A 20,927-nucleotide genomic window follows, 5' to 3' on the forward strand; every position below is an offset into this window, starting at 1 on the left:
GGTTGCAACTTGGTTTTTGGTGTGAGAGCAGCAAACGCTCTCACACCATGCAAAGTCGGAAAAGCAACTGAACAATCATAAAGGTTTCAAACATGGCAAACACCATACATGTTGACGTCGTTTCCGCAGAAGAATTGATTTTTTCTGGAGAAGCCGAATTCGTCGTGTTGCCGGGTGAACTGGGCGAGCTGGGCATTCTTCCCCGGCATGCCCCACTGATTACCCGAATCAAGCCTGGTGCTGTGCGTATTAAAGTAAGCGACAAGGAAGATGAAGAGTACGTCTTTGTTGCCGGCGGTGTACTTGAAGTTCAACCACATGCGGTTACCGTTTTGGCCGATACGGCTATTCGTGCCAAGGATCTTGATGAAGCCAAAGCGAGCGAAGCCAAGAAACTGGCTGAAGACGCTATCCTGAATCGTGAATCCCAGATTGACTACGCTAAAGCTCAAGCAGAAATTGCCATGGCTGTTGCGCAGTTGTCCATGATCAAGAAATTGCGGCGCAAGCATTGAGGAGTATTCTGTTTTACTAAAAAGGCAGCTCATGCTGCCTTTTTTATTCAGCGTCATTAATGGGAGCGAATCAATGTGCCGAAAGGCTGCTCTGTCAGAATTTCCAGAAGAAGGGAATGTTCGATCCGGCCATCGATAATATGAACGGAATTGACGCCAGACTTGGCTGCATCAAGCGCGGAACCGATCTTCGGCAGCATGCCGCCGGAAATCGTACCATCAGCAAACAACTTCTCTATTTCATGAGCCGTCAGGTCGGTTAACAGCTTTTCCTGTTTGTCCAGCACGCCTGGCGTGTTGGTCATCATGATCAGCTTTTCAGCTCCCAGAATCTGGGCAATTTCTCCGGCAACGACATCGGCATTGATATTATAGGCCTGACCGTCGTCACTGAAGCCAATAGGGGAAATCACGGGAATGAAAGCGTCGTCCTGCAAGGCCTTGACGACAGCAGGATTAATCGAGGTGATCTTGCCCACGTATCCCAGATCGATGAATTCGCCCGGCTTGTCCTTATTCGGCATCTGCATTTTTTCAGCATGGATAAGGCCCCCATCTTTCCCCGTCAGTCCAACAGCCTGCCCGCCATACTGATTGATGAGCATGACGATGTCCTGTTGGACTTCGCCTCCGAGCACCCATTCGACCACTTCCATGGTTTCCTCATCCGTAATCCGCATCCCCTGAACGAAAGTGCCGCTCTTGCCGACTTTTCGCAGGGCATTATCGATTTGAGGACCTCCGCCGTGAACCACGACCGGATTCATGCCCACCAGTTTCAACAAAACCACATCACGCGCAAAACCATGCTTCAGTCTCTCTTCTGTCATGGCATTGCCGCCATATTTGATGACAATAGTTTTTCCGTGAAACTTACGGATATAAGGCAAAGCTTCGGCAAGAATTTCCGCCTTTATTTTCGGTTCGAGATCACTCATTGGATTACCTCACGCCTGTTAAAGTGATGGCAAAGAAAAGTTATGGAGAAAAACAGAATAAACTGTTGAATTCTACCGTTTAATAAAGGAAAAAGTTCACTGGCTTGAATCTGGACGCTCAAAAATGTCCCGATAAGTGGGATAAAAAGAACAGTACATCCAGACAGAAAGCATGATGGACAAAATGAAAATCACAAAAGTGGCTACTGACTGCCCGAATGCCATTCCGAGAACGCCTCCCACCGCATACGGCAGCAGGAAACCAAGCCCGATCCAGCAAATAACGTATACAAGAAAAGGTTTATACGCTCTGACAATAGAGAAAAAACTGTAGAAAAGCGCTTTTCCCAAACTCATGTCTTTCCAGCCGATCAGGGGCGCGGCAAACCACATCGCCATCGCAAAGGGAACATAAACAATGAAAACCAGTCCCAAGGCAAGGAACATCCTGCCCAGTTGGGAAGAAGTGAATTCTTCCTTCGCTCCCTGACTGATGAGAACGAAAAGGCTGCCTCCGTCGACCAGAAAAGCCAATCCGGTTGCAAGCAAGGCAAAAAGCAAATAACAAGCTCCTGCCATGATGAGTCTGAACATGACCGTTCGGTTCAGTACACTGAAAAGATCGCGAAAAGACGACTGTTGATCGATATCGATCGTATAACATGCCTGCATAAACAAAAGCGTGAAAACGGGAGCCATCAGCACCGGCAAAATCTGCCCGATAACAGGAATCAGGCTCAAAAGCACCAAACTGATCAAATAAGCGAAAAACAGATTGGTCAGAAAAAATGGCCTCTTTCTGAAAAGACCTAAGCCTGTCACAATCCAGTTCCATCCACTACGTGCGGTAAGAGAATTCATAAAAACAGCTCAGGTGCAGGTTGTGCAATGCGCAAACGCAATATACGTTCAAAATGCCCGGGATCATGCGGAATCAGCATTTCGGCATCGCGCGGAAGGTAGTAATCGTAAAGACGCGATATCCAGAAGCGCAATGCCGCCCCTCTTAAAATGGCATTCCATGCAGCGCATTCATCCAGGGTAAACGGACGCACGGCATGGTAAGCGTCCAGAAAAGCTCTCACACGAATTTGATCCAGCTCTCCCGACTCCAGATCAACACACCAGTCATTAAGCGCGACAGCGACATCAAAAAGCCATGTATCGCAACCGGCAAAATAAAAGTCGAAAAAACCGGACAGTCTGTTACCGGTAAACATGACATTGTTACGAAACAGATCGGCATGAATAGGGCCCCGAAACAGTTTCCAGTAAAGTCTTGTTGCAGCAAATTCTTCCTGAAAGCGCATCTCGTTCTGAAGCATGAGCGAGGCCTCGACAGGCAAATAGGCCAGTACCAGCGGAACGGTTTGTTTCCACCACTCAATTCCCCGGAGGTTCGGCTGTTCAAAGGGATAATCCTTTCCTGCCAGATGCATTTTCGCCATCATATCGCCGACTTCGGCACAATGGACCGGTTCCGGTTGAGGCTGCCAGTCTCCTTCCAGCTTGGTCACCAGACAGGCAGGTTTTCCACACAGTGAATGAAGGATATTTCCAGTCTTGTCAGGAATCGGGGCAGGGACCTTGATGCCTTTCCGGGCCAGATGCTGCATCAGGTTCAGATAAAAAGGCAATTCATCAAATGTCAGTTTCTCAAAAAGAGTCAGGACATATTCCCCTTTTTCAGTCGTAACAAAAAAATTGCTGTTTTCGATACCCGAACTGATTCCTTTAATATCCTTTACAGAGCCTAGAGAAAAAGAGGAAATCCAGGGAGTCAGATCCTGCAAGCTGACCGGTGTAAAAACTGCCATGAGATTTGAGAACGCTTATAATTTCAGAAAGGTGGCTGCAAAAGTTATTTCATTGACGGGGGCGGCAAAGCAGGCGCGTTTAACGGTTCAGCCGTTTCTTCTTTCTTGCCATCCTGTTTGGATTCGCCGATATCGAACTCGTGCACTCTCCACAATGCTGGCCTGACTTCTGAACTTTCAAAAGATCCGGGAACGCCATTCGGTCCATTCGGGAAGAGATAATACGTACTGGGGCCGCTTTTTACTTTGATTTCTTCGACAATCCCACCCTGGCGTTTTTCCGTAATTTCACCGGTCATGTCAGGCTTGCGTATGGTAATGGCAGGCTGATCGACTTCATCGATAATCTCAAGTTCCTGAACCTGAGGCGACTGCTGCACATCCTGTCCCACAGCCACAGACGTAACCGCCAGAGCAGCTAAGGCTATGGTTTTTCTGAAATGAAAAAATGATTGCATGGTGGTGGCGTCAATAAAGTGAATGGATAAGCTATTGTAACAAACGGATCAGGATTACAGGTAAAGCATTTTCTGTCTTTCTTCTTCGGATGGACCGGTGGAACGCTTTTCATAGAATGAAAAAATCGCTTCCAGCACTTTGTCGGTTTCGTCGATTATCTGCATTAATTCGATATCTTCCCGATTCAGCATTCCTTCCGCCAACAATGACTCGTACATCCAGTCAATAAAACCCTTCCAGAATTTGCTCCCCACCAGAATAACAGGAATCCGTCGGGATTTACCGGTCTGGATCAACGTAAGGACCTCACTCATTTCGTCCAGAGTACCAAACCCTCCGGGAAACAAGACAAAAGCATCGGCATATTTGGCAAAAGCCACTTTTCTGGCAAAAAAGTGCCGGAAATTCAGGGAAACATTTTGCCAGCGGTTAGGCGCCTGTTCTTCCGGCAACTCGATGTTCAGGCCGACGGAAAGGGATTTCCCTTCATAGGCTCCGCGGTTGGCGGCGGCCATGATGCCGGGCCCACCTCCGGAAATAACGGCAAAACCGGCGTCGGACAAGCGTCTGGACAATTCCATACACTGGATATAATAAGGATTGTCCGGATGAACCCGGGCAGAACCGAAAATTGTGACAGCCGGATTTATTTCGGAGAGACGTTCAGTCGACTCAATAAATTCTGACATAATGGAGAACATGCTCCATGATTCACGCGCTTTCAGAATCGTTGCATAATTGACGTCGGTTATTTCGTGCAATTTCTGCACGTTTTTTGCGTTTTCTTCCATATGAACAGACTTTTGCTATTAGTTGACGGATCCAGTTATCTTTATCGCGCATATCATGCCCTTCCGGATCTGCGCAACGCTGAAGGCGAACCAACCGGAGCCATTTATGGTTTTTTGAACATGCTGCACCGTTTGGAAAAAGATTATCCCACAGCCTACGTTGCCTGTATATTCGACGCAAAAGGCAAAACCTTTCGTAATGATCTCTATCAGGAATACAAGGCAAACCGATCCGCCATGCCTGACGATCTGGCCAGGCAGACAGGTCCCATTCACGAACTGGTCAAAATGCTCGGCTGGCCGATTCTGTCCATAGAAGGTATCGAAGCAGATGATGTCATTGGCACGCTTGTCAGTATCGCGAAAAGGAAAGGATTCGATACTGTTGTTTCTACTGGCGACAAGGACATGTCCCAACTGGTCAGGGATTGTGTCACACTGGTCAATACCATGAATAACGAAATCATGGATGAAGAAGGCGTCATGCGAAAATTCGGCGTTCCGCCCGACCGGATCGTCGATTATCTTTCTTTGGTGGGCGACACATCGGACAACATTCCGGGAGTCAATAAAGTCGGCCCCAAAACCGCCGTTAAATGGCTGACCCAGTATGGCTCACTGGATGCCATTATCGAAAACGCAGTAAATATCAAGGGAACGGTCGGGGACAATTTGCGCGAATCGCTTGAATGGCTTCCGCAAGCCCGTCAACTGATTACCATCCGGACGGATTGCGATTTAAGCGGCCAATTCAAATCCATTGAAGAAACACTGGTCAAAAATTCTGAAGATGTTTCCGGTCTGCGAAAAGCCTACGAACGTTATGGCTTCAAAAACTGGTTGAGAGAACTGAACGCCAGACATCAGGAAAAAGAGACAAAAGGTCAGATTGATTTGTTTGGAGAACCCGGTACAAAACCGGAAAAATTTGTGGCAAAACAGGAATACGAAACCGTACTGACCGAAGAACAGTTTGAAAAATGGCTCAATCTGATTGACCAGGCTCCGCTTACTTCGCTGGATACCGAAACGACTTCGCTGGATTCCATGACAGCCAGACTTGTCGGCATTTCGCTTTCTGTCAAACCGGGCTTTGCCGCTTACATCCCGCTCGCCCATCATCCTATTGAAGTGGCCAAACAGTTGCCTTTAGATCACGTTCTGAAAAAATTGAAGAGCTGGCTTGAAAATCCGGCTAAAAAGAAAGTCGGCCAGAATCTGAAGTACGACAGCCATATTTTTGCCAATTATCATATTCATCTTCAAGGCATCGCACACGATACTTTGCTGGAATCTTATGTGCTGGAATCGCACAGACGGCACGATATGGATAGCCTGTCCGAACGGTTGCTGGATTACAAACCGATCAGTTACGAGGAAATCTGCGGCAAGGGTGCCTCACAAATCGGATTCGATCAGATTGAACTGGACTGTGCCACCCGATATGCGGCTGAAGACGCCGACATTACCTTCCAACTGCACGAAAACATGTGGCCGCGCATCGAAAAAAATGAGGGCTTGCGTTTCATTTATGAAAAAATTGAAATACCGGTTTCGCTTGTATTGCAGAAAATGGAACGCAATGGCGTATTGATCGATCCGGACCTGTTGCTGGGACAGTCTTCCGAACTCGCGCTTAAAATAGACGAACTTGAGAAAAAAGCGTACTCCGTTGCAGAACAGTCTTTCAACCTGAATTCACCAAAACAGCTTGCCGAAATCCTTTTCGACAAATTAGGCCTTCCTCTCGTGAAAAAAACACCATCCGGAGCGCCCTCGACCAGTGAAGAAGTTCTTGAAAAACTGGCGCTGGATTATCCTTTGCCTAAAATTATTCTGGATTTCCGGGGTATGGCGAAACTCAAATCGACTTATACCGACAAACTGCCCAGAATGATCAATCCTGAAACCGGACGCGTGCATACCAATTATGCACAGGCTGTCGCGGTAACAGGGCGTCTGGCATCGAACGATCCCAATCTTCAAAACATTCCTGTCAAAACGGAAGAAGGCCGAAGAATCCGCGAAGCGTTTATCGCACCAGCCGGATGTTATATCGTTTCAGCCGACTATTCCCAGATTGAATTGAGAATCATGGCACACTTGTCGGACGATCCCGGTCTGCTCAAAGCCTTCCGCGAGGGTCAGGATGTACACAAGGCTACCGCATCGGAAATATTCGACATTGCTCCACTGGAAGTGACGCCGGAACAACGGCGTTACGCCAAAGTGATCAATTTCGGACTGATTTACGGCATGAGTGCTTTCGGGGTGGCTTCCAATCTTGGTATCAGCCGGACTGATGCCAAGAACTATATCGATCGCTATTTCCGGCGTTATCCGGGCGTCGCAGAATACATGGACGCTATTCGTCAAACCGCCAGGGAACAAGGTTACGTCGAAACCGTTTTCGGCAGAAGACTTTGGCTGCCCGAAATCAATTCGCCCAACGGTCCCCGCCGTCAGGCAGCAGAAAGGGCAGCCATCAATGCCCCGATGCAGGGAACGGCAGCGGATATCATCAAATTATCCATGATTGCCGTAAACGACTGGATTGAAAACGAACAACTCGAATCGAAACTGATCATGCAAGTTCACGATGAGCTGGTTCTGGAAGTCCCTGACAAGGAATTGGAACGGGTCCGAAAGAGACTGCCGGAATTGATGGGTCAGGTTGCCAGTCTGAAAGTTCCGTTAATAGCCGATGTCGGATTCGGCAAAAACTGGGAAGAAGCCCATTGAGATGGTCAGCCTGTTTTTTGAGCCAGACTTTTTTTCGCTTTTTCGTACGTCTGCAGGGTAACGGCCATTTTATGGCGGACATCGAAAAAAGTTGTGGAAATGCCGCTGCCCATAATAACGGCAACACCGAGCCAGCCTATCCATCCCAGAAAATCTTCCCAGATCAGAATTCCCCATACACTGGAAAAAACGATACCCGAGTATTGCAAATTGGCGGTAACCAGCGTTTTTCCCAAATGATAGGCGCGTGTCATGGCCATTTGGCCGACAGCGGCAAAAACGCCGATCAGTGTCAGTAATACAAGCCCTTTAATGCTGTGGCTGTGAAATGCGATACCGTCACTTCCCGGTAATTGGGCGCATATCAAGGAAATCAAAGCGCCACCGACCGTACCAATCAGGCAGAAATAAAACACGACACGATATTCCGGCTCTCCCAGATTCCCCAAATGCCTGACCTGAAGATAAGCCAGCGCGGCCAATACGCCTGAGACCAGAGCCACTACACCTGACTGCCACTGATCAGCATGAATGGTAGGCTGAAGCAATAAAACGACACCAACGAAACTGGCAATAATGGCACAGGCCAGTTTCCATTCAAACCGGACTTTTCCACGATACAAGCCGATTCCAAACAATATACCGGCTATCCAGATGGGAGACATGTAATTCAAGGTCATCGCTGTCGCCAGCGGCAATCCCCGAAATGAAAAAAACCAGAGACCGAATGCCGTGGCTCCCACAACACCGCGCCACAAATGCTGCAAAGGATAAGATGTTTTGAAAGATCCGCCCCTTATGTACACCAGACATCCCAGAAAGAGAGCGCCGATCAGACTTCGGTACATAACAATTTCCGGCGTGGAATAGTCGTCGGACACCAGCTTTACGCAAACTCCCATCAGGGAAAACAAAAACGTCGCGAAAAGCATCCAGAGCGATTGCATTTAAAACCTGTAAAACCGTGTTAAATAACAAAAAGTTCCCATCGATAACATCGAAAAGCAATCTTCGAAAAACGGATTGCTAAACAGCCTGTTTCCCTCGAAAGGAAAAGTGCATTGCCATGGACACTTAAAAAATCATGGCCAAACTGCTCATGGCGTATAATAATCGGTTCAAATCAAAATAATAAAGTCTTATTTTTATTGGATTTTACACCTTATTTTCGATAAACCTGCGGATGTTTATTCCTTATGTCTAATGATAATTTCAATAAAGGTCCAGTTTCTTTTGAAGAGGCGATGGCCGAGTTGGGAGAACTGGTAGCCAAACTGGAAGCGGGAGAGCTTTCGCTGGAACTGTCAATCGATGCCTACAAAAGAGGAGTCGAGTTAATCCGATTTTGTACAGCACAATTGGACAAGGTCGAAAAACAGGTACAGATACTTGATGGAGAATTGTTGAAACCTTTTTCACCGGACAGCCGAAATGGAGCTGACGATGAGTGAAAATTTCAATGCATGGTTGCAATCGGTACAATCGGCCATAGAAAAATCCTTGTCCGATTTGTTGCCCTCTGAAAAGCAATTTCCGGAACCATTGCATCAAGCCATGCGTTATGCGGTTCTGGATGGGGGAAAGCGGATTCGTCCCTTGCTGGTATTTGCAACGGGAGCTTTATTCGGAGCACCCGTTGCCGTTATGACTCAAACCGCATCCGCTGTTGAAATGATTCATGCCTATTCCCTCATCCATGACGACATGCCGTGCATGGATAATGATGTTTTAAGGCGTGGAAAGCCAACGCTTCATGTTCAGTTTGGAGAGGCGATGGCCTTGCTGGCTGGAGACGCTCTGCAAGCACAGGCTTTTATTGTCTTGTCGAAAATAGATGATGACGCCAAGCTGGTTGCGGAAAGATTACGTATCCTGTCCGAAGCATCCGGTTCGCTGGGAATGTGCGGAGGTCAGGCTATTGACCTGGACAGTGTAGGGAAAAACCTCTCAATTGACCAGCTGGAACAAATGCATCGTCTCAAAACCGGGGCACTTTTGAAAGCATCGGTTATGCTTGGCGCTTTTTCCGCAAAACGACCCGATCCAGAAGAAATCACGGCACTTGACGCTTACGCAAAAGCAATCGGATTGGCATTTCAGGTCGTGGACGACATTTTAGATGTTACTGCCGATACAGCAATACTGGGAAAAACGGCCGGAAAAGACGCCAGTGACCATAAACCGACGTATGTTTCATTGCTTGGCCTTGAAAATGCAGAAAAACTGGCTGAAAAATTACGCTGCCAAGCCCATGAGGCAATTGAAGCCTTTGGCAAAAAAGCTGTCTATTTACATGAACTTGCCGATCTGGTCGTCTACCGAAAAAAATAATGAAATTGCTGAATTCCATAAACAGCCCGGCCGATCTTCGCAAACTGCCATGTTCTGAACTGCAGGAACTCGCGGTTGAACTGCGTGAGTACATTATTCAATCCGTTTCGAAGACGGGCGGTCATCTTTCTTCCAATCTGGGAACCGTAGAACTGGCTATCGCTCTGCATTACGTCTTTGACACACCGACTGACCGCCTGATCTGGGATGTGGGGCATCAAAGCTATGCCCACAAAATTCTGACCGGCAGAAGAAACCAGATGAAAACGCTCCGGCAATTGAACGGCATTTCCGGTTTTCCGAAACGGGACGAAAGCCAATACGATGCTTTTGGAACAGCTCACTCGTCAACTTCCATTTCCGCCGCGCTCGGCATGGCGCTGGCAGCCAGACTGAAAAACGAAAACTATACTTCCATTGCCGTCATAGGAGATGGTGCCATTACGGGTGGAATGGCCTTTGAGGCCATGAATAATGTCGGTATGTACAACGATATCAATCTTCTTGTCATATTGAACGATAACGATATGTCCATCTCTCCGGCAGTTGGCGCCCTAAACAGTTACTTTGCACGACTGATGTCCGGAAAATTTTATGCCACGGCAAAAAATGTCGGAAAAACGGTATTACGAGGCCCTATGCTTGAAATCGCCAAACGGTTTGAAGAACATGCAAAGGGTCTGATCGCCCCGGCAACCTTATTCGAGGAATTTGGATTCAACTACGTCGGTCCAATTGATGGTCATGATCTGGAATCGCTTATTCCGACGCTGCAAAATCTGAAAGAAAGAAAGGGACCCCAGTTTCTGCATATTGTTACCAAAAAAGGACACGGCTATAAACTGGCGGAAGCGGATCCCGTTCTGTATCACGGTTTGGGTAAATTCAGTCCGGAAGAAGGGATAAAACCTGCTCCAGTTTCCAAACCTACCTATGCGGAAATCTTCGGAAACTGGCTTTGCGATACAGCCGCAGTAAATCAAAAACTGGTCGGTATTACGCCTGCCATGCGGGAAGGATCGGGAATGGTCCGGTTCGCAAAAACCTATCCAGACCGCTTTTTCGATGTAGGTATTGCGGAACAACATGCTGTTACTTTCGCTGCCGGACTGGCTTGCGAAGGCTTGAAACCGGTTGTTGCCATATACTCGACCTTTCTGCAGAGAGCATACGATCAGCTGATTCACGACGTCGCTCTTCAAAATCTGGATGTCACATTCGCACTGGACCGTGCGGGACTGGTCGGTGCCGATGGCGCTACCCATGCCGGCAATTACGATATGGCTTATTTGAGATGTATTCCGAATATGGTTATCATGGCACCCAGCGATGAAAATGAGGCACGCCAGATGTTGACAACCGCTTTCTTGTATAATGGCCCCGCTTCAGTACGTTATCCACGTGGCGCGGGCGTAGGAAAAGCGGTTCACCAAGAATTGTCTCCCCTGCCGATCGGAAAGGGAGAAGTTTTGAGACGGGGACAAAATATCGCTATCCTGGCATTTGGAACTATGGTGGCCTCCAGCCTATCTGCCGGAGAAGAATTGAATGCCACCGTCATCAATATGCGTTTCGTCAAACCCTTGGATAAAGCGCTTGTTCTTGAAATAGCACAGACTCACCCATTTCTGGTGACTGTTGAGGAAGGAACGATTTCAGGGGGTGCCGGTTCCGCAGTCATGGAAACGCTTGCAGCGGAAAAAATGGCGAATCCGGTTCTTTTGCTGGGATTACCCGACAAATTTATCGATCACGGCGACGTGAATCAGTTACTGGCCATGCATAATCTCGATAAAGATGGCATCATTACATCAATTCGAAAACGCTTTGGAAAGTTGGGCAATTGATTCAATCGCTTACAGTGATCTTCCCCAACGCTGCAGTTTTTAAGGTTTAATAATGAATTTCCGAGATTCTCACTCTTTTGAATGCAACTGGGAAGATTGTTCAAACATCCGCACGACCATAACCAGTTCATCAGCCACTAAAATGAATTCTGATCTCCATTCCATTCCGGATGTTCAAAGTACACTGGATACCAGACACATTGCCATACAAAAAGTCGGTGTCAAAGGAGTGCGCCATCCGCTGCGGATTCAGACAAAAAACGGGATCCAGTCTTCTGTCGGCACGTGGAACATGTATGTACGTTTGCCCGATCAGAAAAAAGGGACACATATGTCCCGCTTTATCGCTTTATTGGAAGAATTTACCGGTTCGGATTCGGCCCCGCTAAATATCGGCGTTTTCGGTCAACTGATCCGGGACATGCTGAAATTGCTTGACGCGGAATCGGGAAGTATCGAACTGTCGTTTCCATTCTTCATGACGAAAGCTGCGCCTGTTTCAGGCGTGAAAAGCCTGATGGATTATGAAGTTGGTTTCATCGGCGAAATGAACAAAGACCACATTGAAATTTCCCAGACAGTACTCGTTCCGGTTACCAGTCTCTGCCCGTGTTCAAAAGAAATTTCCGCCTATGGCGCGCATAATCAGCGATCCCACATTACTGTCAAGGCAATTTTGAAAGAAGACCTTCCTGTCGAGGAACTTATCACGAAAATTGAAGCGGAGGCTTCTTGCGAATTGTTTGGTCTTTTGAAACGTCCTGACGAAAAGTACGTCACAGAGCACGCCTACGATAATCCCAAATTCGTCGAAGATTTGGTTCGGGACGTCGCCTGCATGCTAAACACTGACGAACGCATAGTGGCTTACACGCTTGAGGCAGAAAATTTCGAATCCATTCACAATCATTCCGCCTATGCTTGTATCGAATTCGATAAACGAATCCGATAAAACCTTATTTTTTCCAGAAAATATCCGAGCGGTTCGCCAATTTGTTTGCCTGTCGCGCATAAACAAAAAAAAGATCGGAAAGCCTGTTCAGATACTGTACCAGAGCAGGTGAAATATCTTCTACTCTGGCTAGCGCTACAATACTTCGTTCTGCACGCCGGCATACGCTTCTTGTTCCATGAAGCAATGCAGCGCCTCTGGAACCACCCGGCAATACAAATTCCCTTAACGGCGGCAATTTGTCATTGTACAAACGGATTTGATCCTCAATGTGTTCAATCTGTTTTTTTCCGATCAGTTTTTTTCCGGGTGAGGCCAGCTCGCTGCCTACATTGAACAATTCATTTTGAATCGATAATAACTCTGCATCGATTTCATCAGACACTCCATCGGAGACAACCAGACCTATTGCAGAATTCAATTCATCAATATCCCCGAGAGCGTTTATACGCAGGCTGTCTTTCCAGATGCGACTTCCGTCGGCAAGCCCTGTTTTCCCTGAGTCACCTGTTCTGGTCACTACTTTTGATATGCGATTTTCCATATGAAAATCCTGTAAAAAACCCTGAATAGAATCGTTAAATAAAATAAAATAAAAGTTTCAAAAAGAGATTCCTACCATGTTGCCACAAGAAACCCGAATCCTGACGATTGTTCAGCCTGACGACTGGCATCTGCACTTGAGAGATGGAGATGTCTTGAATTCCACTGTCCCGCAAGCCGCCAAACAGTTTAAACGGGCAATCATCATGCCCAATTTACGCCCTCCCATCACGACAACGGAACAGGCTGCCCAATACCGTCAGCGAATTCTTGACTCTTTGCCGGAAAATGCAGAATTTGAACCATTGATGACCTTGTATTTGACCGACAATACCCGACCGGCAGAAATCAGGCGGGCCAAAGAAAGCGGGATAGTACATGGCGTAAAACTTTACCCGGCGGGTGCAACCACCAATTCCGATGCGGGCGTGACCTCACTGGATAACTGTATCGAAACTCTGGAAGAAATGCAAAAACAGGGGATTCCTCTTTTGATGCACGGGGAAGTAACGGATCCTGACGTTGATATATTTGACAGAGAAGCTGTCTTCATCGACAAAGTTCTTGTACCGCTTCGCAAAAAACTTCCCGATCTCAAGATTGTCTTTGAACACATCACAACCAAAACAGCCGCACAGTATGTCGCTACAGCCGAGGGATACATCGGCGCAACCGTTACGCCTCATCATCTGCTTTTTAACCGTAACAGCCTTTTTGTCGGAGGAATCAGACCGCATTATTACTGTCTTCCCGTTTTAAAGCGCGAGGAAAACAGACAGGCGCTTCTGAAAGCCGTTTCTCACAAGAATACCCGCTTTTTTGCAGGCACGGATTCCGCACCTCATGCACGTCATACAAAGGAAAGCACATGCGGATGTGCAGGATGTTACACTGCTTCACACGCGCTGGAATTGTACGTACAGGCTTTTGAAGAAATCGGTGAACTGGATAAACTGGAATGGTTCACGAGTATCAACGGACCAAAATTCTACAACCTTTCAGTCAACAGAAATAAAGTCACCTTGATAAAGGAAAAATGGCAGATACCAGAAGAATTGCCTTTTGGTGAGAACAAAGTCGTCCCCCTCATGGCAGGCGAATTTCTTCAGTGGAAACTGGGATAAAAAAACCGCGCTTAAAGCGCGGTTTTTTTATCTTCCACTCATTATTTTGCGGAATTTTGTAATTTTGCGCGATAAGCATCCATGTCGGCAATAGGCTCCTGGGCAACTCCGGAATCCATTGCGGCCTGGGCGACAGCAGGTGCCACCGTCCACAACAAACGCGGATCGAACTGCATCGGAATCAGGTACTCAGGTCCGAATTCGAATTTCTTGCCATACATCGCTTCCAGCTCGGCCGGTACTTTCTGTTCTGCCAAACCGGCAATAGCCCGCAGAGCAGCCAGTTCCATCTCACGGTTGATTGTCTTGGCACGACAATCCAGCGCGCCTCTGAAAATATAAGGGAAACAGAGTGAATTGTTGACCTGATTGGGGTAATCGGATCTTCCGGTGGCAACAACGGCATCCTGTCGGGTTGCATGAACCACTTCAGGCAAAATTTCAGGAATCGGGTTAGCCAACGCCATAATAATCGGACGATCAGCCATTTTGAGAACCATTTCCGGTTTCAACACATTGCCTGCCGATAATCCGAGGAATACATCGGCATCAGGAATTACATCCATCAAAGTACGTGCAGAGGTATCCTGTGCATAGATTTCCTTGTCAGGATCCATTAATTCTTTACGGCCTTTATAGACAACTCCCTTGATATCGGTAACCCAGATATTTTTGAGCGGAAATCCCAAATCAACAAGTAATTCCAGACAACCGAGAGCTCCGGCTCCGGCTCCTGAAACGACCAGCTTGCAATCTTCGATTTTCTTTCCGACGACTTTCAGGGCATTCAGAATGGCAGCTCCTACGATAATTGCCGTGCCATGCTGATCATCATGAAAAACGGGAATGTTCATTTTTTCCCGCAATTTTCTTTCGATATAAAAACATTCGGGAGCGCGAATATCTTCAAGATTGATACCGCCAAACGTCGGTTCCAGTGAAGCAATAATATCGCAGAGCTTGTCTGGATCCAATTCGTCGATTTCCAGGTCGAATACGTTAATGCCTGCGAATTTTTTGAACAGGACGCCTTTACCTTCCATCACCGGTTTGGAAGCCTGTGCGCCGATATTGCCCAATCCCAGGACAGCAGTCCCGTTGGAAATGACGGCTACCAGATTTCCCTTTGTCGTGTAGGTATAAGCATCTTTCGGATTGGCATGTATTTCTTCACATGCACAGGCTACACCTGGTGTATAGGCAAGAGCCAGTTCGTTCTGATCCCTGACCTGTTTGGTAGGTTCAACGCTGATTTTTCCGGGAATGGGAAAACGGTGAAAGGCGAGAGCATTCTTTTTCAGAAGCTCTTTTTTTTGGTCTTGAGAATTCATTTCTTCTGTCTTCTTCAATATTAAGGCTGGGTTATTTACAGATATGCCATTCTAGCAGATGTAACCGGTAAGTCGAGGTGTTTGCTGGATGGCGGTGAGTTGTTTTTTTATCTGTTTATTCAAATATATATATAGGAATGATAAGTAAAAAAATATTTGTGCATAAGTATTATAATTTATTTAGAATCAATATGTTACAAAAAATAAACTGCTTGGATAAGTTACGTACAGGTTTTGTATATTTTTTTGGGGTTCTGGCTGAAACATGTTCTGCCCATTGAATTCACAGCTTATCAACAGAAATATCCACATATTGTAATGACTTTTTGTTGGATTTTGGATCATTTACTGTAATTAGTTCATCTAAAATTCAGATGATTGTCAAATTCGAACTAAAATACTTGCCTGTTCTTTTTAAGAACTTTGTGTTCCACGTGAAACATTTTTACTGCTTTCAGTTTTTCTGAACGGCTAAAGAATTTATGCTTTATTCAATCAATTTTGATGTCATTGTTGTGGGCGGTGGTCATGCAGGAACTGAAGCTGCGCTGGTTTCGGCAAGAATGGGTAGAAATACTTTGTTGATTACTCATAATTTTGAAACGCTCGGACAACTTTCATGTAATCCCTCTATAGGAGGTATCGGGAAAAGTCATCTGGTAAGGGAAGTGGATGCTTTGGGCGGGGTAATGGCTTTGGCGGCTGATAAGGCAGGCATCCAATTCAGGGTATTGAATTCGTCGAAAGGGCCTGCTGTCAGGGCTACTCGTGTACAGATTGATCGGGTGATATACCGGCAAGCTATCCGTTATGAGCTCGAAAATCAGGAGAATCTTTTTTTGTTCCAGCAACAGGTTGATGATCTGATTGTGGAACAGGGGAAAGTAGCTGGAGTCAGGACAGAGGGAGGAGTTGAATTTCGTTCTTCCGCTGTTGTATTGACAGCCGGAACGTTTCTGGATGGAAAAATCTTTGTCGGTTTAAACTCTTATTCCGGAGGTCGTTCCGGTGATGTTCCGGCTATCGCTTTGGCAAAATTTCTTAAAGAGCTTGAATTGCCTCAGGGTCGTCTTAAAACCGGGACACCTCCCAGAATAGATGGCAGGACAATTGATTTTTCAGTAATGAAAGAACAGTGGGGCGATTTTGACCCGATTCCTGTGTTTTCGTTGAGAGGTAATGTTTCCATGCATCCGGAACAATTGCCATGCTGGATTACCCATACCAATTCCGGAACTCATGACATTATTCGCTCCGGTTTGGACAGGAGTCCCTTGTTTACTGGAGTGATCGAGGGAGTTGGTCCACGTTATTGCCCGTCAATTGAAGACAAGATTCATCGTTTTTCAGATAAAAATTCCCATCAGATATTTCTTGAGCCTGAAGGATTGAAGACACATGAGTATTATCCAAATGGTATTTCAACAAGTTTGCCGTTTGATACCCAAATAGAACTTGTACATTCGATTCCAGGGCTTGAAAAAGCACATATTTTGAGGCCCGGTTATGCAATCGAGTACGATTTCTATGATCCACGATGTTTGAAGTCGTCATTAGAAACCCGACAAATAAGCGGTTTGTTTTTCGCAGGGCAGATAAATGGAACAACAGGTTATGAGGAAGCTGCCGCGCAGGGATTACTGGCAGGAATCAACGCAGCCCGTTATGTGACCGGTGACGAGCCATGGGTTCCGAAAAGAAATGAAGCCTATCTGGGGGTGATGATCGATGATTTGATTACGCAAGGTGTCAATGAACCTTATCGTATGTTTACCAGTAGAGCTGAATACCGCTTGAGTCTGCGTGAAGACAATGCAGATATGCGTTTGACTGAACTGGGCTATAAAATAGGCTGTGTCAGTAAAGAACAATGGGAAAACTTTCAAAGAAAGAAAGAAAAGATTGCCCGTGAAATAGAACGAATGAAATCCACATGGGTTCATCCTTCGATGTTATCGGTAAAGGAAGCGGAAAGGGTGATCGGAAAAGGAATAGAGCGGGAATATTCACTTGCCGATCTGCTCAGGCGCCCGGATGTCACTTATGATGGATTGATGAGTATGATCTCTGTTGAAAACGGTAACTGGAAAACTGATGAAGAACTGGATGGTTCGGAAAAGGAACAGGTTGAAATACAAATCAAGTATGCCGGTTATATTGAAAGACAGTTACGCGAAGTTAAAAGACAGCAATACTATGAAAATCTCCGATTGCCGGAGAATATGAACTATTCGGAGGTTAACGCCCTGTCGTTTGAAGTCAGGCAGAAGCTTGATAAACAAAAACCCGAAACCTTGGGACAGGCATCGCGGATTTCAGGAGTAACACCGGCCGCGATTTCGTTACTCCTGATTTATTTGAAGAAACAGGGTCTGATTGATTTTGCTGAAGCGGAAGTTAACTGATCGATGCCAAAAAATAACAATAATTTGCCTGACGAAAAAGAAATCCGTTTTCTGCTGGAAAAGGGAGCGCGGGAATTGGGGATTTCCCTAGGCGACAATCAGTTAAACAAACTTTCCACTTATCTGGTTTTATTAAGCAAGTGGAATGCCATATACAATTTAACAGCGATTCGGGATTGGCGCGCAATGCTGACTCATCATTTGATGGATTCACTTTCGATTGTACCTTTTCTTTTAGAGTGCAAAAATCTTCTTGATGTAGGTTCCGGTGGGGGGCTTCCCGGTCTGATACTGGCAATTGCTTATCCTGAATTGAAAGTGACGCTTATCGATATCGTACACAAAAAAACCGCTTTCATGAATCAGGTGAAAATTGAACTGGCACTGAAAAACGTTACGGTTTGTACCGGAAGAGTAGAAGAACTGTTTGTTGATAAGAAATTCGATGTTATTGTTTCCAGAGCTTTCTCGAGTTTGTCCGACTTTGTGAGTCTTTCCGGACATTTGCTGGATGAGAACGGCAGATTTTATGCCATGAAAGGATTGATTCCTGAAGAGGAAATCAGTAATCTTGATCCAGGATGGAAAGTCAGCAAGATCGAGCCCTTAAAAGTACCTTGCCTGGAAGCGCAGCGTCATTTGATTGTCATGGCAAAAAAGCCAACCGGTTCGCCGGATGCAAATAATTGATAACAAAACCATTTTATAAAGAAAACCCCTCATGGCCACCATATTTTGCATTGCCAATCAAAAAGGTGGAGTTGGTAAAACCACCACTACAGTCAATCTGGCGGCAGGCCTTGCAAGGCTGAAACAGAAAATTCTTTTGGTTGATCTCGATCCTCAGGGAAATGCGACAATGGGAAGCGGCATCCAGAAAACGGCACTTGACGCTTCTATCTATGAAGTGCTTCTCGGATTGTCTGATGTTGAATCTGTTCTTCAACGAGCTTCGACAGACTACTACGATATTTTGCCGGCCAATCGCGAGTTGGCTGGTGCCGAGGTCGAAATGGTTGATATCGAACGTCGTGAAAAACGATTGAAAGAAGCGCTGGATTCGGTCAGAAACCGGTATGATTTTATTCTTGTTGATTGTCCACCGGCTCTATCGCTTTTAACATTGAATGCTTTCTGTTCAGCAGATGGTGTCATCATTCCCATGCAATGCGAATACTATGCGCTGGAAGGATTGTCGGATCTGGTCAACACTGTCAAGCATGTTCATGCCAACCTGAACCGGAATCTGAGAATTATTGGTCTTTTGAGGGTAATGTTCGACAAAAGGGCAACTTTGTCGCAGCACGTTTCCGATCAGTTGGAAAAACATTTTGGCGACAGGGTCTTCAAGACGATTATTCCCCGCAATGTCAGGCTGGCGGAAGCTCCCTCGTATGGATTGCCTGGGATCGACTTTGATCCTTCATCCAGAGGTGCACAGGCTTATTTGAATTTTGCCCAGGAAATGCTGGAGTGGCTGAAAGTCAATCATTAATTAAGGGTCTACAACAATACAGGCAATCATAATGAGTGAAGCGACTACAAAAAAGAAAAAAGGATTGGGAAGAGGACTGGAAGTATTGTTGGGAACCGCCCCGGATTTTTCCTCAGGTTCTTCTCAGGTTTCGACTTTGTCTATGTCCCGTTTGCAAGCTGGCAAATATCAGCCCCGTACGCGTATGGATGAAGGTGCATTGAATGAACTGGCTCAATCTATCAGAGAACAGGGAGTTATGCAGCCTATTCTGGTTAGGCCGGCGGAAGACAGAAACGGTGAGAGGATTTATGAAATCATTGCCGGAGAGCGCCGTTTTCGTGCCGCCCAGATTGCAGGATTAAGAGAAATGCCTGTTGTCATAAAAGATGTGGACGACCAGACGGCTGCTGCCATGGCTCTGATCGAGAACATGCAGCGGGAAGATTTGAATCCGCTTGAAGAGGCACAGGGTATTCATCGTTTGATAAGCGATTTCAATTTCACTCACGAGCAAGCGGCTTCTGCTGTTGGGCGTTCCAGAAGTGCGGTAACGAATTTGCTGCGCCTTTTGAATCTGACGCGTCCCGTTCAAACCATGTTGATAGCTGGTGATATTGATATGGGACATGCACGCGCTTTGCTGGCTGTAGACGGCGCAAAACAAATAAGTCTGGCCACGCAAGTGGTGGCGAAAAGAATGTCGGTTCGGGAAGCTGAAAAACTGGTCGCGCGGGAGTTGAATAATCCGAATTCCCTTAAAAGAATCATGAAAGAAAAATCGGCCGATCTTGTTCAGTTGGAAGAAGAACTTTCCGATTTGCTTGCCACTAAAGTCAGTTTCAAATTGGGTTCCAAAGGAAAGGGGCAGCTTGTCATAGACTTTGCCGATCTCGACGTGCTGGATGGTCTGATCCAGAAAATCAGACCTGCATCCTGAATGTTATTAGTAAAATGATAACATTTTATTAAGTGAAATTTTGTTATGATTGTTTCGTGACTAGTCGGATGTCTGGAAGATTTCGCCAGAAACCGTGCATATCCATGCCAAAGCCGATGACAAACTGACTTGGAACGGCAAGTCCGACATAATCGGCTTTGACGGGTTTTGTCGCTCCGGTGTTTTTTTCTGCAAATACGGCAAGAACGACTTTTGCCGCTCCCATATCGAGCAGTTTTTCGCGTACATGCAACAGGGTTTGTCCCTCGTCCAGGATATCGTCCAGTACAATGACTACCCGGTTTATGACATTTTGTCTCGGAATGACTTTCCAGATGATCTCTCCGCCGTATTCTTCATTTCCATAACGGGAAACATGAATGAAATCGAATTCCAGTGGAAAATTCAGCTGGGGTAATAATTGACCTGTGAAAATGACGGCGCCTCCCATAACACTCAGAAGAAGAGGAGGAGTCTGGTCAGATGAACCGAAATCGCGGTTTAGGCGGGATGCCATTTCCAGGATAGTTTGCTGGACTTGTTCAGGCGAGTATATCTGTTTGGAATTTCGCAGAATTTCCCGGGCTTTTTCATTGGTTGGTTCTGTCATGATTTATCCGATCGATTGCCCTGCAAAGAGTAATGATAATACGGACTATAAGGCAGAAATCGCGATTTTGACAATTGGGAAGCGAAATTAGGAGAGAGTTTAAAAATG

At 46.2% G+C, this 20,927-nt stretch carries 19 protein-coding genes and 1 pseudogene; 11 read left to right on the forward strand and 9 right to left on the reverse strand.

Features of this window, described 5'->3' with window-relative positions:
- Positions 1–92: 92 nt before the first annotated feature.
- Positions 93–515 (forward strand): F0F1 ATP synthase subunit epsilon, encoded by a 423-nt coding sequence (locus tag OFAG_RS00235; protein ID WP_005878495.1) that lies wholly within the window; start codon positions 93–95, stop codon positions 513–515.
- Between the two features lie 56 nt (positions 516–571).
- Here the strand turns inward: OFAG_RS00235 and argB are convergent, their stop codons facing one another.
- From argB to OFAG_RS00260, 5 genes are all read right to left on the reverse strand, one after another.
- A complete protein-coding gene (argB, locus tag OFAG_RS00240) occupies positions 572–1,453 on the reverse strand; it encodes an acetylglutamate kinase (RefSeq protein WP_005878493.1) in 882 nt (293 codons plus the stop codon).
- A 96-nt stretch (positions 1,454–1,549) separates the two neighbouring features.
- Positions 1,550–2,314 (reverse strand): BPSS1780 family membrane protein, encoded by a 765-nt coding sequence (locus OFAG_RS00245; RefSeq protein WP_005878491.1) that lies wholly within the window; start codon positions 2,312–2,314, stop codon positions 1,550–1,552.
- Entirely contained in the window at positions 2,311–3,270 is a 960-nt protein-coding gene (locus OFAG_RS00250; RefSeq protein WP_005878489.1) for a homoserine kinase, read from the reverse strand. The genes OFAG_RS00245 and OFAG_RS00250 overlap by 4 nt, the downstream gene beginning before the upstream one ends.
- 44 nt (positions 3,271–3,314) lie before the next feature.
- Positions 3,315–3,728, reverse strand: a complete 414-nt coding sequence (locus OFAG_RS00255) for a hypothetical protein (protein ID WP_005878487.1) — start codon at positions 3,726–3,728, stop codon at positions 3,315–3,317.
- Between the two features lie 54 nt (positions 3,729–3,782).
- Positions 3,783–4,520 carry an LOG family protein gene (locus tag OFAG_RS00260; RefSeq protein WP_005878485.1) on the reverse strand — a complete coding sequence of 246 codons (738 nt, stop codon included), beginning with the start codon at positions 4,518–4,520 and terminating at the stop codon, positions 3,783–3,785.
- On the opposite strand from OFAG_RS00260, the gene polA reads away from it, so the two are divergent.
- Positions 4,521–7,262 (forward strand): DNA polymerase I, encoded by a 2,742-nt coding sequence (polA, locus tag OFAG_RS00265; RefSeq protein ID WP_005878483.1) that lies wholly within the window; start codon positions 4,521–4,523, stop codon positions 7,260–7,262.
- 5 nt (positions 7,263–7,267) lie between these two features.
- Here polA and OFAG_RS00270 read toward each other — a convergent pair whose 3' ends face one another.
- Positions 7,268–8,209, reverse strand: a complete 942-nt coding sequence (locus OFAG_RS00270) for a DMT family transporter (protein ID WP_020994653.1) — start codon at positions 8,207–8,209, stop codon at positions 7,268–7,270.
- Positions 8,210–8,458: 249 nt separating this feature from the next.
- Between OFAG_RS00270 and OFAG_RS00275 the strand changes: the two genes are divergently transcribed.
- The 4 genes from OFAG_RS00275 to folE2 all read left to right on the forward strand — a co-directional run bounded on the left by OFAG_RS00275 (position 8,459) and on the right by folE2 (position 12,392).
- Complete coding sequence (locus OFAG_RS00275; RefSeq protein ID WP_005878479.1) at positions 8,459–8,713, forward strand: exodeoxyribonuclease VII small subunit; 255 nt, start codon at positions 8,459–8,461, stop codon at positions 8,711–8,713.
- Positions 8,706–9,593 (forward strand): polyprenyl synthetase family protein, encoded by an 888-nt coding sequence (locus OFAG_RS00280; RefSeq protein WP_020994654.1) that lies wholly within the window; start codon positions 8,706–8,708, stop codon positions 9,591–9,593. The genes OFAG_RS00275 and OFAG_RS00280 overlap by 8 nt, the downstream gene beginning before the upstream one ends.
- Positions 9,593–11,440, forward strand: coding sequence for a 1-deoxy-D-xylulose-5-phosphate synthase (gene dxs / locus OFAG_RS00285; RefSeq protein WP_005878475.1), 1,848 nt, complete (start codon positions 9,593–9,595; stop codon positions 11,438–11,440). The genes OFAG_RS00280 and dxs overlap by 1 nt, the downstream gene beginning before the upstream one ends.
- 142 nt (positions 11,441–11,582) lie before the next feature.
- Positions 11,583–12,392, forward strand: a complete 810-nt coding sequence (gene folE2 / locus OFAG_RS00290) for a GTP cyclohydrolase FolE2 (RefSeq protein ID WP_005878473.1) — start codon at positions 11,583–11,585, stop codon at positions 12,390–12,392.
- 4 nt (positions 12,393–12,396) lie between these two features.
- Here the strand turns inward: folE2 and OFAG_RS00295 are convergent, their stop codons facing one another.
- Positions 12,397–12,936, reverse strand: coding sequence for a cob(I)yrinic acid a,c-diamide adenosyltransferase (locus tag OFAG_RS00295; protein WP_005878471.1), 540 nt, complete (start codon positions 12,934–12,936; stop codon positions 12,397–12,399).
- 76 nt (positions 12,937–13,012) lie between these two features.
- Here OFAG_RS00295 and pyrC point away from each other — a divergent pair, with 76 nt between their 5' ends.
- Positions 13,013–14,059 carry a dihydroorotase gene (pyrC, locus tag OFAG_RS00300; RefSeq protein ID WP_020994656.1) on the forward strand — a complete coding sequence of 349 codons (1,047 nt, stop codon included), beginning with the start codon at positions 13,013–13,015 and terminating at the stop codon, positions 14,057–14,059.
- A gap of 56 nt (positions 14,060–14,115) precedes the next feature.
- Here pyrC and OFAG_RS00305 read toward each other — a convergent pair.
- Positions 14,116–15,390: pseudogene (locus tag OFAG_RS00305) on the reverse strand (malic enzyme-like NAD(P)-binding protein); the annotation flags it as partial.
- 482 nt (positions 15,391–15,872) lie between these two features.
- On the opposite strand from OFAG_RS00305, the gene mnmG reads away from it, so the two are divergent.
- From mnmG to OFAG_RS00325, 4 genes are read left to right on the forward strand one after another with little or no spacing between them, the layout of a single operon-like run.
- Positions 15,873–17,795, forward strand: a complete 1,923-nt coding sequence (mnmG, locus tag OFAG_RS00310; RefSeq protein ID WP_005878465.1) for a tRNA uridine-5-carboxymethylaminomethyl(34) synthesis enzyme MnmG — start codon at positions 15,873–15,875, stop codon at positions 17,793–17,795.
- A 3-nt stretch (positions 17,796–17,798) separates the two neighbouring features.
- Positions 17,799–18,485, forward strand: a complete 687-nt coding sequence (rsmG, locus tag OFAG_RS00315) for a 16S rRNA (guanine(527)-N(7))-methyltransferase RsmG (protein ID WP_020994657.1) — start codon at positions 17,799–17,801, stop codon at positions 18,483–18,485.
- A 31-nt stretch (positions 18,486–18,516) separates the two neighbouring features.
- Complete coding sequence (locus OFAG_RS00320) at positions 18,517–19,290, forward strand: ParA family protein (protein WP_005878461.1); 774 nt, start codon at positions 18,517–18,519, stop codon at positions 19,288–19,290.
- Between the two features lie 31 nt (positions 19,291–19,321).
- A complete protein-coding gene (locus tag OFAG_RS00325) occupies positions 19,322–20,209 on the forward strand; it encodes a ParB/RepB/Spo0J family partition protein (protein ID WP_005878458.1) in 888 nt (295 codons plus the stop codon).
- A 43-nt stretch (positions 20,210–20,252) separates the two neighbouring features.
- Here the strand turns inward: OFAG_RS00325 and OFAG_RS00330 are convergent, their stop codons facing one another.
- Complete coding sequence (locus OFAG_RS00330) at positions 20,253–20,819, reverse strand: hypoxanthine-guanine phosphoribosyltransferase (protein ID WP_005878456.1); 567 nt, start codon at positions 20,817–20,819, stop codon at positions 20,253–20,255.
- Positions 20,820–20,927: the final 108 nt, after the last annotated feature.

The sequence above is a fragment of the Oxalobacter paraformigenes genome, assembly GCF_000158475.2.
Classification (GTDB): Bacteria; Pseudomonadota; Gammaproteobacteria; order Burkholderiales; family Burkholderiaceae_D; genus Oxalobacter; species Oxalobacter paraformigenes.